Annotated in this window: 6 protein-coding genes and 4 rRNA genes; 9 read left to right on the forward strand and 1 reads right to left on the reverse strand. The window is 44.4% G+C overall.

The annotated features are described in order from the left end of the window. Positions 1-92: 92 nt before the first annotated feature. The 8 genes from ACJ9PY_RS02135 to ACJ9PY_RS02170 all read left to right on the forward strand — a co-directional run bounded on the left by ACJ9PY_RS02135 (position 93) and on the right by ACJ9PY_RS02170 (position 11470). Positions 93-1643, forward strand: a 16S ribosomal RNA gene (locus tag ACJ9PY_RS02135). A gap of 176 nt (positions 1644-1819) precedes the next feature. Continuing rightward, positions 1820-4752, forward strand: a 23S ribosomal RNA gene (locus tag ACJ9PY_RS02140). A 64-nt stretch (positions 4753-4816) separates the two neighbouring features. Next, positions 4817-4932: ribosomal RNA gene (gene rrf / locus ACJ9PY_RS02145) — 5S ribosomal RNA — on the forward strand. The 16S, 23S and 5S rRNA genes sit together here, the layout of an rRNA operon. Before the next feature lie 863 nt (positions 4933-5795). Continuing rightward, positions 5796-6998: an MFS transporter gene (locus tag ACJ9PY_RS02150; protein WP_411739412.1), complete on the forward strand. Its 1203-nt coding sequence runs from the start codon at positions 5796-5798 to the stop codon at positions 6996-6998. A gap of 66 nt (positions 6999-7064) precedes the next feature. After that, positions 7065-7826 (forward strand): type I 3-dehydroquinate dehydratase, encoded by a 762-nt coding sequence (gene aroD, locus ACJ9PY_RS02155; protein WP_377333098.1) that lies wholly within the window; start codon positions 7065-7067, stop codon positions 7824-7826. A 60-nt stretch (positions 7827-7886) separates the two neighbouring features. Then, positions 7887-8771, forward strand: coding sequence for a shikimate dehydrogenase (locus tag ACJ9PY_RS02160; RefSeq protein WP_057277279.1), 885 nt, complete (start codon positions 7887-7889; stop codon positions 8769-8771). Between the two features lie 254 nt (positions 8772-9025). Then, entirely contained in the window at positions 9026-10231 is a 1206-nt protein-coding gene (locus ACJ9PY_RS02165) for an MFS transporter (RefSeq protein ID WP_098866439.1), read from the forward strand. Between the two features lie 225 nt (positions 10232-10456). Beyond that, positions 10457-11470 carry a LacI family DNA-binding transcriptional regulator gene (locus tag ACJ9PY_RS02170; RefSeq protein WP_411739413.1) on the forward strand — a complete coding sequence of 338 codons (1014 nt, stop codon included), beginning with the start codon at positions 10457-10459 and terminating at the stop codon, positions 11468-11470. Positions 11471-11585: 115 nt separating this feature from the next. On the opposite strand, the gene ACJ9PY_RS02175 is transcribed toward ACJ9PY_RS02170, so the two are convergent. After that, positions 11586-12143 (reverse strand): shikimate kinase, encoded by a 558-nt coding sequence (locus tag ACJ9PY_RS02175; RefSeq protein WP_057277282.1) that lies wholly within the window; start codon positions 12141-12143, stop codon positions 11586-11588. Positions 12144-12920: 777 nt separating this feature from the next. On the opposite strand from ACJ9PY_RS02175, the gene ACJ9PY_RS02180 reads away from it, so the two are divergent. After that, positions 12921-14471, forward strand: a 16S ribosomal RNA gene (locus ACJ9PY_RS02180). The last annotated feature ends 70 nt before the right edge of the window (positions 14472-14541 follow it).

Raw genomic sequence — 14541 nt, forward strand, 5'->3', positions numbered from 1 at the left:
TTGCTCTTTGAAAACTGAACAAAACAAAGCGCCAACGTTAAATTTTAAGTGAGCACACACTATCAAAAAAGCAAATGAGCAAGTCAAACATTTCTTCGGAGAGTTTGATCCTGGCTCAGGACGAACGCTGGCGGCGTGCCTAATACATGCAAGTCGAGCGAATCGACGGGAGCTTGCTCCCTGAGATTAGCGGCGGACGGGTGAGTAACACGTGGGCAACCTGCCTATAAGACTGGGATAACTTCGGGAAACCGGAGCTAATACCGGATACGTTCTTTTCTCGCATGAGAGAAGATGGAAAGACGGTTTACGCTGTCACTTATAGATGGGCCCGCGGCGCATTAGCTAGTTGGTGAGGTAATGGCTCACCAAGGCGACGATGCGTAGCCGACCTGAGAGGGTGATCGGCCACACTGGGACTGAGACACGGCCCAGACTCCTACGGGAGGCAGCAGTAGGGAATCTTCCGCAATGGACGAAAGTCTGACGGAGCAACGCCGCGTGAACGAAGAAGGCCTTCGGGTCGTAAAGTTCTGTTGTTAGGGAAGAACAAGTACCAGAGTAACTGCTGGTACCTTGACGGTACCTAACCAGAAAGCCACGGCTAACTACGTGCCAGCAGCCGCGGTAATACGTAGGTGGCAAGCGTTGTCCGGAATTATTGGGCGTAAAGCGCGCGCAGGTGGTTCCTTAAGTCTGATGTGAAAGCCCACGGCTCAACCGTGGAGGGTCATTGGAAACTGGGGAACTTGAGTGCAGAAGAGGAAAGTGGAATTCCAAGTGTAGCGGTGAAATGCGTAGAGATTTGGAGGAACACCAGTGGCGAAGGCGACTTTCTGGTCTGTAACTGACACTGAGGCGCGAAAGCGTGGGGAGCAAACAGGATTAGATACCCTGGTAGTCCACGCCGTAAACGATGAGTGCTAAGTGTTAGAGGGTTTCCGCCCTTTAGTGCTGCAGCTAACGCATTAAGCACTCCGCCTGGGGAGTACGGCCGCAAGGCTGAAACTCAAAGGAATTGACGGGGGCCCGCACAAGCGGTGGAGCATGTGGTTTAATTCGAAGCAACGCGAAGAACCTTACCAGGTCTTGACATCCTCTGACAACCCTAGAGATAGGGCTTTCCCCTTCGGGGGACAGAGTGACAGGTGGTGCATGGTTGTCGTCAGCTCGTGTCGTGAGATGTTGGGTTAAGTCCCGCAACGAGCGCAACCCTTGATCTTAGTTGCCAGCATTCAGTTGGGCACTCTAAGGTGACTGCCGGTGACAAACCGGAGGAAGGTGGGGATGACGTCAAATCATCATGCCCCTTATGACCTGGGCTACACACGTGCTACAATGGATGGTACAAAGGGCTGCAAACCTGCGAAGGTAAGCGAATCCCATAAAGCCATTCTCAGTTCGGATTGCAGGCTGCAACTCGCCTGCATGAAGCCGGAATCGCTAGTAATCGCGGATCAGCATGCCGCGGTGAATACGTTCCCGGGCCTTGTACACACCGCCCGTCACACCACGAGAGTTTGTAACACCCGAAGTCGGTGAGGTAACCTTCATGGAGCCAGCCGCCTAAGGTGGGACAGATGATTGGGGTGAAGTCGTAACAAGGTAGCCGTATCGGAAGGTGCGGCTGGATCACCTCCTTTCTAAGGATAATTACGAGAGCGCTTTTGTTTTGTTCAGTTTTGAATGAGTAATTCATTCAAATAGGAAAGACGAACATCACGATGTGATGGATTCTTTCTGCTTTGTTCCTTGAAAACTAGATAATAGATAGAAGGCAATTAATTTTTTTCAAAGCATCTGTAAGATCTTTTTTAACGGTTAAGTTAGAAAGGGCGCACGGTGGATGCCTTGGCACTAGGAGCCGATGAAGGACGGGACTAACACCGATATGCTTCGGGGAGCTGTAAGTAAGCTTTGATCCGGAGATTTCCGAATGGGGAAACCCACTGTTCGTAATGGAACAGTATCTTTACCTGAATACATAGGGTACTGAAGGCAGACCCGGGGAACTGAAACATCTAAGTACCCGGAGGAAGAGAAAGCAAACGCGATTTCCTGAGTAGCGGCGAGCGAAACGGAATTAGCCCAAACCAAGAGGCTTGCCTCTTGGGGTTGTAGGACACTCAACATGGAGTTACAAAGGAACGGGGTAAATGAAGCGACCTGGAAAGGTCCGTCGAAGAAGGTAAAAACCCTGTAGTTGAAACTTCGTTCCCTCCTGAGTGGATCCTGAGTACGGCGGGACACGAGAAATCCCGTCGGAAGCAGGGAGGACCATCTCCCAAGGCTAAATACTCCCTAGTGACCGATAGTGAACCAGTACCGTGAGGGAAAGGTGAAAAGCACCCCGGAAGGGGAGTGAAATAGATCCTGAAACCGTGTGCCTACAAGTAGTCAAAGCCCGTTAATGGGTAATGGCGTGCCTTTTGTAGAATGAACCGGCGAGTTACGATTTCATGCGAGGTTAAGTTGATGAGACGGAGCCGCAGCGAAAGCGAGTCTGAATAGGGCGAATGAGTATGAGGTCGTAGACCCGAAACCAGGTGATCTACCCATGTCCAGGGTGAAGTTCAGGTAACACTGAATGGAGGCCCGAACCCACGCACGTTGAAAAGTGCGGGGATGAGGTGTGGGTAGCGGAGAAATTCCAATCGAACCTGGAGATAGCTGGTTCTCTCCGAAATAGCTTTAGGGCTAGCCTCAAGATGAGAGTATTGGAGGTAGAGCACTGATTGGACTAGGGGCCCCCAACGGGTTACCGAATTCAGTCAAACTCCGAATGCCAAATACTTATTCTTGGGAGTCAGACTGCGAGTGATAAGATCCGTAGTCGAAAGGGAAACAGCCCAGACCACCAGCTAAGGTCCCAAAGTATACGTTAAGTGGAAAAGGATGTGGAGTTGCTTAGACAACCAGGATGTTGGCTTAGAAGCAGCCACCATTTAAAGAGTGCGTAATAGCTCACTGGTCGAGTGACTCCGCGCCGAAAATGTACCGGGGCTAAACGTATCACCGAAGCTGTGGATTGACACCGTATGGTGTCGATGGTAGGAGAGCGTTCTAAGGGCGTTGAAGTCAGACCGGAAGGACTGGTGGAGCGCTTAGAAGTGAGAATGCCGGTATGAGTAGCGAAAGAAGGGTGAGAATCCCTTCCACCGAATGCCTAAGGTTTCCTGAGGAAGGCTCGTCCGCTCAGGGTTAGTCGGGACCTAAGCCGAGGCCGAAAGGCGTAGGCGATGGACAACAGGTTGATATTCCTGTACCACCTATACATCGTTTGAACGATGGGGGGACGCAGAAGGATAGGGTAAGCGCGCTGTTGGATATGCGCGTCCAAGCAGTTAGGCCGGAAACGAGGCAAATCCCGTTTCCATTAAGGCGGAGCTGTGATGGCGAGGGAAATATAGTACCGAAGTTCCTGATTCCACGCTGCCAAGAAAAGCCTCTAGTGAGATGTAAGGTGCCCGTACCGCAAACCGACACAGGTAGGCGAGGAGAGAATCCTAAGGTGTGCGAGAGAACTCTCGTTAAGGAACTCGGCAAAATGACCCCGTAACTTCGGGAGAAGGGGTGCTTTTTAGGGTGAATAGCCCAGAAAAGCCGCAGTGAATAGGCCCAGGCGACTGTTTAGCAAAAACACAGGTCTCTGCGAAGCCGCAAGGCGAAGTATAGGGGCTGACACCTGCCCGGTGCTGGAAGGTTAAGGGGAGAGGTTAGCGCAAGCGAAGCTTTGAACCGAAGCCCCAGTAAACGGCGGCCGTAACTATAACGGTCCTAAGGTAGCGAAATTCCTTGTCGGGTAAGTTCCGACCCGCACGAAAGGTGTAACGATCTGGGCACTGTCTCAACGAGAGACTCGGTGAAATTATAGTACCTGTGAAGATGCAGGTTACCCGCGACAGGACGGAAAGACCCCGTGGAGCTTTACTGCAGCCTGATATTGAATTTTGGTACAGCTTGTACAGGATAGGTAGGAGCCTGAGAAGCCGGAGCGCCAGCTTCGGTGGAGGCGTTGGTGGGATACTACCCTGGCTGTATTGAAATTCTAACCCGCGCCCCTTATCGGGGTGGGAGACAGTGTCAGGTGGGCAGTTTGACTGGGGCGGTCGCCTCCTAAAGAGTAACGGAGGCGCCCAAAGGTTCCCTCAGAATGGTTGGAAATCATTCGTAGAGTGTAAAGGCACAAGGGAGCTTGACTGCGAGACCTACAAGTCGAGCAGGGACGAAAGTCGGGCTTAGTGATCCGGTGGTTCCGCATGGAAGGGCCATCGCTCAACGGATAAAAGCTACCCCGGGGATAACAGGCTTATCTCCCCCAAGAGTCCACATCGACGGGGAGGTTTGGCACCTCGATGTCGGCTCATCGCATCCTGGGGCTGTAGTCGGTCCCAAGGGTTGGGCTGTTCGCCCATTAAAGCGGTACGCGAGCTGGGTTCAGAACGTCGTGAGACAGTTCGGTCCCTATCCGTCGCGGGCGCAGGAAATTTGAGAGGAGCTGTCCTTAGTACGAGAGGACCGGGATGGACGCACCGCTGGTGTACCAGTTGTCTTGCCAAAGGCATAGCTGGGTAGCTACGTGCGGACGGGATAAGTGCTGAAAGCATCTAAGCATGAAGCCCCCCTCAAGATGAGATTTCCCATGGCGCAAGCTAGTAAGATCCCTGAAAGATGATCAGGTTGATAGGTCAGAGGTGGAAGCATGGTGACATGTGGAGCTGACTGATACTAATAGATCGAGGACTTAACCAACGCTTTTTAAAAAATGAAATACCTTCTTATTATCTAGTTTTGAAGGAACAACGTTCCTTTTATGTTTGGTGGCGATAGCGAAGAGGTCACACCCGTTCCCATTCCGAACACGGCAGTTAAGCTCTTCAGCGCCAATGGTAGTTGGGGGTTTCCCCCTGTGAGAGTAGGACGCCGCCAAGCCATTTGAAAAGATCAGCCCATCGGGCCGGTCTTTTTTTGCGTTAAGAACAAATTATGGAGCCCTGTTATATATATAGAAGCTGTTACATCACCATTGAAAGGGGCTGAAATCGAAAATTGTTCATCCTTTTAAATTTAAACCGTTTCGACTATCGTAACTTAGGATATAAGCGAGATATTAGTACTGCCTGCTTAAACAATGGGTTATTAAAATGAATTGCAAATAACTGGATAATTGATATAAATAAGCAGCAGTACATATATTTTAGCTAAAAAGAAATTAATTCAGAAACTGGTAACTAAAAATGTGGGGAATATCAAAATAGAAGGAAGCCCTCATAAAGGATAAAATAATTGGTGCCTCTGCAAATAAAAGGTATTCTACCAACTTGTATGAACACTAACGAATACAAGGCAGGGCTGAACTTTAAGGTAAATGAGATCCAAAATGAGACCCTTCGGAATTTAAAAATAATGAGTATGGGGAATTGCTCTATGGTCATTAAGGACTGCTTCATGAGTTTGACACAATTAAATTAGCGCAGTATAATAATCCAGTAGAACGATATACTAAATAAATTTAACTAATTTACGGTAGCATAAATGTTTTTTCAATACTTTTCTAATCGCTTGCATTTAGTAGAACGATATACTAACAACAAGCACGATTAGTAGAACGATATACTAGTAATGCAAAGTTAGTAGAACGATGTACTAACTAGCCGGTTAGTCTATGATGTTTATTGTTTTATTTAGTACGTAATTATTTTTCTTGAATTTATGGTATGGGGCAAGGGGGCAACATCTGAAAGACTTAAGAATCAAATTGCATTTCGATAACTTTTTAAATAGGGGTGTGTTTCATGAAAAATCCATTTATAAAAATGGCCACAGGTTTATATATTAGCTATTTTATTTTAGGCATGATCAATATTATCATTGGATCAAATATGGAAAATTTGTCAAATCAATTAAATACAAGTGCCTCAGGGATAAGTTACTTGGTCTCTGCCATAGGAATCGGTAAGTTAGTTTCTTTATTTTTCGCCGGTAGACTGTCGGATAAATTAGGAAGGAAACCATTTGTTGTTTCAGCATCTTTTATCTACCTGATCTTCCTTATAGGCATACCTTTGGCTCCAAACTATACATTGGCATTTATATTTGCTGTATGTGCTGGTATTGCCAATTCATTTTTGGATGCAGGTACGTATCCAGCACTTATTGAGGCTTTTCAAAAGAAAGCTGGTTCCGCTACCGTATTAGTAAAAGCGTTCGTTTCAATCGGTGCCGCACTTCTTCCATTTATCATGGCATTCTTTATAGCTAGAGATATGTTTTACGGGTATACATTCTTTTTAATGGCTGCTGTATATCTTGTTAATGGGTTTTTCCTGCTTAAGGTTTCATTCCCGGATCATAAAGCCCAAAGCCAAACTCGGAATGATGAACAAGCTGTGCCGGTTCAACAGCAATTCCTCTCAAAACCGAAGTTTGCTCAGGAAGGTTTGGCCGTCATCCTATTAGGCTTCACATCAACCGCTTTATTCATGTTGGTTCAAGTCTGGCTTCCGAACTTCGGACAAGATGTATTGGGGCTAACCCAAGCTAAGGCTGTTCAATTGCTTAGTTACTATAGTATTGGCTCCCTTATTTCTGTCATTTTACTAGCTGTTCTATTGAATAAAGTAATTAAGCCCATTACCGTCATGATTATCTATCCGGTCATTGCAGCATTATCTTTATTGTCACTCATCTACATCCAGCAACCATTTATAACCGTTTTGAGCGCTTTCTTCATAGGGCTTTCAACTGCAGGGGTATTCCAATTAGCCATGACAATAATCACAGAATTCTTTCCTGCCAATAAAGGTACAATCACTTCATATGTAAACATTGCAGGTAGTTCAGCCTTCATCATCATACCTTTCATTACAGGTATCATTTCCAAGAATGCTGGGTTAACTGCGGTCTTCTTGTTTGATGTGGCAATTGCGGCAATTAGTATTTTGTTGGCAGTTTTCGTTGCCTATCGATACAAGAGGGTAATTAAAGTTTCCAATTAAACGGTCTAACCGAACATCAGTGGGGCATGAACCCTAATGATGATATTGATAAAAGGGGGAAACATCATGCAAACAATCACGATCAAAGACGTAACGATCGGAGAAGGGGTTCCAAAAATCATCGTTCCACTAATGGGGACAACGGAAGAAGAACTGCTTAAAGAGGTTGAAACGGTAAATGCGCTACGGCCGGATATCATTGAATGGCGAGTAGATGTCTTTGAACAAGTCGAAAGCTTAGAAGCCGTTTCGGATATGATTTCAAAACTTAGAAGTGCTGTTCCTAGTACTTTGCTGCTTTTCACTTTTAGAAGCCATAAAGAAGGCGGAAACAAGCAAATCAGCGATGATTATTATTTCGAACTTCTTCATACAGCAATTAAAACGAAGAATATTGATCTTGTCGATGTGGAGTTGTTTTTTGAGGAATCACCAGTGAAGGAGACTGTGAAGGTAGCTGAGGAAAATGGCGTATACGTAGTGATGTGTAACCATGATTTCGATAAGACACCAGCAAAAGAAGAAATCATTTACCGATTGCGTAAGATGCAGGAATTTGGCGCCCATATTCCCAAAATCGCTGTAATGCCCCAAACAATTGGTGACTTACTCGTATTATTAGATGCAACTTACACAATGAAAACAGAGTATGCCGATCGCCCATTCATTACGATGTCAATGTCGGGTACAGGCCTGGTCAGTCGATTATCAGGTGCGGTGTTTGGATCTGCTTGTACATTCGGTGCCGGAAAAGAAGCATCTGCACCAGGGCAAATTCCTGTTGCTCAATTAAGAAATGTATTGGAAATCATTGATCAAAATATTTAACTCATAAATCCTTCCAAGAAGGAATTTATATAAAGTTTAAAAAATCAGGGGGAATAGAACATGGAAAATCTAGGACGAATTAATGGGAAAACAGAATTAGTAGGATTGCTTGCAACACCTATCGGACATTCATTATCACCTGCCATGCATAATTTAGCTTTCGATAAATTAGGCTTGAATTGCGCCTATTTAGCATTTGAGGTTGGAAATGAAGAGCTTGAAGATGCAGTCAAAGGGATGCGTGCATTAAATGTAAAAGGATTTAACGTATCCATGCCTAATAAAATGAAGATCCTTCCATATCTTGATGAATTGGCGGACAGTGCTAAATTTTCAGGAGCCGTTAATACTGTTGTCAATGTCGATGGAAAGTTCGTAGGGCACAGCACTGATGGAATGGGATATACCCGGAACCTAAAAGAAAATGGTATTGATATTAAAGGCAAGAAAATGACTCTTATCGGTTCTGGTGGGGCTGCTACTCCAATTGCCATTCAATCTGCGCTGGAAGGTGTGGCGGAAATCAGCATTTTTGCTCGTGATGATGCATTCTTCCCGCAAGCAGAAGAGAATGCACGAATCATCAATGAGGATATGAAGCATTTAAATGTGAAAGCCAATGTATACCCTCTTGAAAATGTTGAACAATTAAAGGCTGAAATCGCAACTAGTGATATTTTGGCAAATGGAACCGGCGTTGGCATGAAACCACTTGAAGGCTTAAGTGTCATTCAAGACGAATCAATGCTGCGTCCAGATTTAATCGTAACCGATGTTGTTTACATCCCACGAAAATCTAAACTAATGGAACAAGCTGAAGCTGTAGGTGCTACAGCTATTAATGGTCTTGGGATGATGCTTTGGCAAGGTGCACTAGCCTTTGAATTATGGACAGGCCAACAAATGCCTGTTGATTTCATCAAAGAGCAATTGTTTGCAGAATAAAATGATTCCACTCTGGAGATTGCTCTCCAAATAGAGGTTTTTTCATACTCGATGTGCATCTTGTTAAATGATTAAAAAAACCTCGGAGCTAAGAAATGCAGGGCGTGAGATCCCTTGTTTTTCTTAGCGTTTTTTTTTGAAAAGTGGTTTTCATGTAAATGGATAACATAAAGGGGAGACTTCAATGTAATTACATTATGCATGAAGGCGTTATATGGGAGAAACACAACGTGATTTATTATAGGGGTGTAATAATGAAAAATCAGTATTTTAAAGCGGCATCTGGCATGTATATTAACTATTTTCTGCTGGGGATGGTTAATATAATTCTCGCCTCCAACATGCCCTCTTTAACAGAACAATGGGATACGGACTCTACTGGCATTAGTTATCTTATTGCAGCAATAGGAATAGGCAGATTACTCACGTATGGTCTCTCGGGAGTATTATCAGATAAATTTGGAAGAAAACCATTAATCATGGTCTCTTCGGTTATAATGGGCGTTTTTTTAATTGGGATTCCATTTTCTCCCTCATATGAAATGGCCTTTGTATTTGCCTTACTTGCGGGAATTTCCAACTCAGCCATGGATGCTGGTACATATCCGGCGCTAACTGAAATGTTTCCTGAATCTGCTGGTTCCGCGAGTGTTATGGTTAAGGCTTTTGGTTCGCTTGGTGCTACAATCCTGCCATTCATCATCTTGTTTCTTACTACGAACCAATTATTTTACGGGTTTGCATTTTTCGTACCGGCTGTCATCTATTTCATGAATATGTTTTTGGTGATGTCCGCTTCATTTCCAAGCAAATCCGAAGCTTTCAGTAAAGAAGAGGATTTGCATAGTAACAGGTTCATAACGGAACCTAAATTTTGGAGCGAAGGAGTCGCACTAATCATAATTGGGTTTACATCAACTGCGTTATTTACAGTTTCGCAAATCTGGTTACCGAGTTTCGGGCAGGAAGTCGCAGGGATGCAATCTTCAAGTGCAATTAAATTATTGAGCTATTATAGTGTGGGGTCACTTATTTCCGTCCTGCTATTATCCATCTTATTAAACAAATGGATTAAGCCCGTGACGGTGATATTGCTTTATCCAATGATTACTTTACTTACGGTAATCATTATATTAACGATTCATTCACCTATTGTCTTAAGTATTAGCTCCTTTTTCCTTGGAGCATCGACAGCTGGGATCTTTCAATTAACCATTGCAATAATGACTGAACTTTTCTGGAGAAAAAAAGGAACTGTAACAGGGATCGTTGCGACGGCATCCAGTTTGGCGAGCGTCATTTTACCAATTGCAACGGGCTTGATCGCTAAGAGTGGGGATATATCGCATATATTTCTTTTTGATTGCTTTATTGCTACTATAGGAATCCTGGCTGCAGCTTTTGTATATTACCGGTATAAGAAATTGACACAGCAGCAGACCATATTTAACCATGGCTAAAAATATTGAAGGATTTACTTAAAACTCCATCTTCCGGAACTAGGATGGCGTTTTTTTTTGGACTAATGAATAGTGGATATAGATGTTTTGGCGTGATTAATGATCGTTGAGATTCCCATGTTCCAAAAGCAAGGGTGTAATAATGACAGTAACTATATTATTATTATAGTAAGAACATGATAATAATAAGTACATCAAAAATACATTCAAGATGGTGATTGAACTATGAAACAATCCAAAAAAGGGCGGGTCACGCTGCAACAGGTAGCAAAACATGCTGGGGTATCAACATCCACTGCTTCCCTTATCGTTCGCAATAACCCTCGAATATCGGAAGCGACGCGAAAAAAGGTGCTAAAATCCATGCATGAATTGGGTTATGTTTACGATAGAATTGCAGCAAACCTAAGGTCGCAGAGTTCTGATACTGTAGGAATCATTATTACCGACATATCAAATACCTTTTTTTCTGAATTCCTAATAGGTGTTCACGATGCATTGGATGAGGTCGGGTATACAGTGTTGCTGGGGACTACATTTGACTCGGTTGCCAAGCAAGATCATCTCCTTTCAACCATGATGGAACACAGGGTGGGTGGCCTGATTCTTTGTCCTGTCTCTGAAAGCTCACAAGATACAATTGAACGGTTAAATGAAATTGACACGCCGATGGTGCTTGCTGTCAGGGAACTGCCTGGAGTGAATAGCGACTATGTAGGCATAGACTATCCAGAAGGAGCCAGGATCGCCGTTGATCATCTCCTTGGAAAGGGGCATAAAAGAATTGCGCTTCTTGGTGGCATTAAGGAGTCGTCTACTTGGATCGAGAGAATGGAGGGATACCGTGAAGCCCTTACAAGAGCGGGATTGGAAGTGGATGAATCGTTGGTGATAGATAGTGCCCCTACACGGGAGGGAGGGCTTGAGGCTGTTTTGAAAGTACTTGAGAATCCTAATCCGCCTACCGCAATTTTTTGCTTTAGCGACTTAATTGCCTTTGGTGTTATGCAAGGGTTAATGATGAAAGGAATTACTCCTGGAAAAGATATAGATATCGTTGGGTTCGATAACGTTCCAGTCGCAGAAATCTATCATCCTCCGCTAACGACCATTTCCTCATTCCCTAGACGTATTGGGAAAGAGGCAGCGAATCTCTTGTATCAGCAAATGGAAAAAATAGAACGGGAACAACAGCGAATCATATTGAATCCAGAACTGATTATTAGAGAGTCTTCCTAAAAAAGAAAAATAAAAAGGTGATTAGTTTACAGAGGTTAGGTACCGCTGTGCCCTTTTCATCTTTTCTATTATTCTTTTATTGGGAACATTGATTTACATATCAAAAAGGTTTGCCTTACTTAAGCGGTTCATAAATATCCCAGGCCACTTTCAATGAATCGACTATAAAGTCTGCCACTTCATCAACATCTAGATCATTGGTATTCACTTTTGAATGATGATAGGAGTATATTTCCTGTCTCGTGTAAAAGAGTTCTTCGATTTCTTCAAGGGATCGACTTTGTAAAACAGGTCTACTATCAATAAGCAAGCCTATTCTCTCTTTCCAGTATTCCCAAGATAAGTCCAGGTAAAAGACAATGCAATTGGTTAAACAGATATTCCGTATATCCTCTTGTAAAAAGGCCCCGCCTCCAACTGAAATGATTTTCAATTGTTGTTGACTTAGGCTTTCAATCACACTTTTTTCTTTTTCGCGAAAAGCTTTTTCCCCAAACTTCTTGAAGATTTCCGTAGTGGGCATATTGAATTCCTTTTCAATTTCTTGATCTATATCAATAAAGTCCCTATATAATTTCCTGGCTACCTTCTGTCCGATCGTCGTCTTCCCTACCCCCATAAAGCCAATAAAAACGATACTTTGCATCCTCAAAGATGTGTTTTTATTAATCATTTATAAATCCCTCTCCCAACTATTTTTTATAATGATTAAAAGTCTTTCCTGAAATTTTTAAAATATATTTATTATAGTATAAGTAAGTAAAATTGTAAAAAAGTTTTTTAATATTTGGACAATGGAACCCTGTGTTTTAGCGGTTTAATGTTTAATAACTTTACCCGGAAGGAGCAATCCGTTTTCAGTATTCGATTGTTGCAACTAATTATTCGTTTCCTCATATATTTAAGTTGTTATTGCCATAACCTATCACTTGCATGGTTTATGGATTTTGCCAAAGGCATTACTTAGTTGAAGGGGAAGCGGTAGTTCAAATGGTTGGGATAAATGATTTTCCTGGATTATATGTTTTAAGAGGAAGACAAGGTGTGACAGGCACATTTATTCCTTATATAAGTGATTAATTCATTTGAAAAGAAAATGTATGAAATGGGTTGACTTAATGGTGGGAAAGGATTAATATAAATAAGCACCAACTAAGACAAACGCAAAACTTCATCGCTTTTGGCAGGTTGCTGAAAGAAATAATAACTATTGACTTCTTACTGTGAAAATGATAAGATGAAATGGTCGCTGAAAAACACAGCGATTTAAAATGAGTTAAAAACTTCGTAGAAGTTGACAACTAATCAATAAGATGTTATGATGAATAAACAGCCGTTCGAAAGAACGATTGTGGAGATTGCTCTTTGAAAACTGAACAAAACAAAGCGCCAACGTTAAATTTTAAGTGAGCACACACTATCGAAAAAGCAAATGAGCAAGTCAAACATTTCTTCGGAGAGTTTGATCCTGGCTCAGGACGAACGCTGGCGGCGTGCCTAATACATGCAAGTCGAGCGAATCGACGGGAGCTTGCTCCCTGAGATTAGCGGCGGACGGGTGAGTAACACGTGGGCAACCTGCCTATAAGACTGGGATAACTTCGGGAAACCGGAGCTAATACCGGATACGTTCTTTTCTCGCATGAGAGAAGATGGAAAGACGGTTTACGCTGTCACTTATAGATGGGCCCGCGGCGCATTAGCTAGTTGGTGAGGTAATGGCTCACCAAGGCGACGATGCGTAGCCGACCTGAGAGGGTGATCGGCCACACTGGGACTGAGACACGGCCCAGACTCCTACGGGAGGCAGCAGTAGGGAATCTTCCGCAATGGACGAAAGTCTGACGGAGCAACGCCGCGTGAACGAAGAAGGCCTTCGGGTCGTAAAGTTCTGTTGTTAGGGAAGAACAAGTACCAGAGTAACTGCTGGTACCTTGACGGTACCTAACCAGAAAGCCACGGCTAACTACGTGCCAGCAGCCGCGGTAATACGTAGGTGGCAAGCGTTGTCCGGAATTATTGGGCGTAAAGCGCGCGCAGGTGGTTCCTTAAGTCTGATGTGAAAGCCCACGGCTCAACCGTGGAGGGTCATTGGAAACTGGGGAACTTGAGTGCAGAAGAGGAAAGTGGAATTCCAAGTGTAGCGGTGAAATGCGTAGAGATTTGGAGGAACACCAGTGGCGAAGGCGACTTTCTGGTCTGTAACTGACACTGAGGCGCGAAAGCGTGGGGAGCAAACAGGATTAGATACCCTGGTAGTCCACGCCGTAAACGATGAGTGCTAAGTGTTAGAGGGTTTCCGCCCTTTAGTGCTGCAGCTAACGCATTAAGCACTCCGCCTGGGGAGTACGGCCGCAAGGCTGAAACTCAAAGGAATTGACGGGGGCCCGCACAAGCGGTGGAGCATGTGGTTTAATTCGAAGCAACGCGAAGAACCTTACCAGGTCTTGACATCCTCTGACAACCCTAGAGATAGGGCTTTCCCCTTCGGGGGACAGAGTGACAGGTGGTGCATGGTTGTCGTCAGCTCGTGTCGTGAGATGTTGGGTTAAGTCCCGCAACGAGCGCAACCCTTGATCTTAGTTGCCAGCATTCAGTTGGGCACTCTAAGGTGACTGCCGGTGACAAACCGGAGGAAGGTGGGGATGACGTCAAATCATCATGCCCCTTATGACCTGGGCTACACACGTGCTACAATGGATGGTACAAAGGGCTGCAAACCTGCGAAGGTAAGCGAATCCCATAAAGCCATTCTCAGTTCGGATTGCAGGCTGCAACTCGCCTGCATGAAGCCGGAATCGCTAGTAATCGCGGATCAGCATGCCGCGGTGAATACGTTCCCGGGCCTTGTACACACCGCCCGTCACACCACGAGAGTTTGTAACACCCGAAGTCGGTGAGGTAACCTTCATGGAGCCAGCCGCCTAAGGTGGGACAGATGATTGGGGTGAAGTCGTAACAAGGTAGCCGTATCGGAAGGTGCGGCTGGATCACCTCCTTTCTAAGGATAATTACGAGAGCGCTTTTGTTTTGTTCAGTTTTGAATGAGTAATTCATTCAAATAGGAAAGA

Source organism: Peribacillus sp. S4 (assembly GCF_046715815.1).
GTDB classification, from domain to species: domain Bacteria; phylum Bacillota; class Bacilli; order Bacillales; family DSM-1321; genus Peribacillus; species Peribacillus frigoritolerans.

Excerpts from the sequence above, each read along its gene's own strand:
- ACJ9PY_RS02170 (WP_411739413.1), top strand. The coding sequence starts at position 10,457 with ATGAAACAATCCAAAAAAGGGCGGGTCACGCTGCAACAGGTAGCAAAA.
- ACJ9PY_RS02165 (WP_098866439.1), top strand. The coding sequence starts at position 9,026 with ATGAAAAATCAGTATTTTAAAGCGGCATCTGGCATGTATATTAACTAT.
- ACJ9PY_RS02150 (WP_411739412.1), top strand. The coding sequence starts at position 5,796 with ATGAAAAATCCATTTATAAAAATGGCCACAGGTTTATATATTAGCTAT.
- aroD (WP_377333098.1), top strand. The coding sequence starts at position 7,065 with ATGCAAACAATCACGATCAAAGACGTAACGATCGGAGAAGGGGTTCCA.
- ACJ9PY_RS02160 (WP_057277279.1), top strand. The coding sequence starts at position 7,887 with ATGGAAAATCTAGGACGAATTAATGGGAAAACAGAATTAGTAGGATTG.
- ACJ9PY_RS02175 (WP_057277282.1), bottom strand. The coding sequence starts at position 12,143 with ATGATTAATAAAAACACATCTTTGAGGATGCAAAGTATCGTTTTTATT.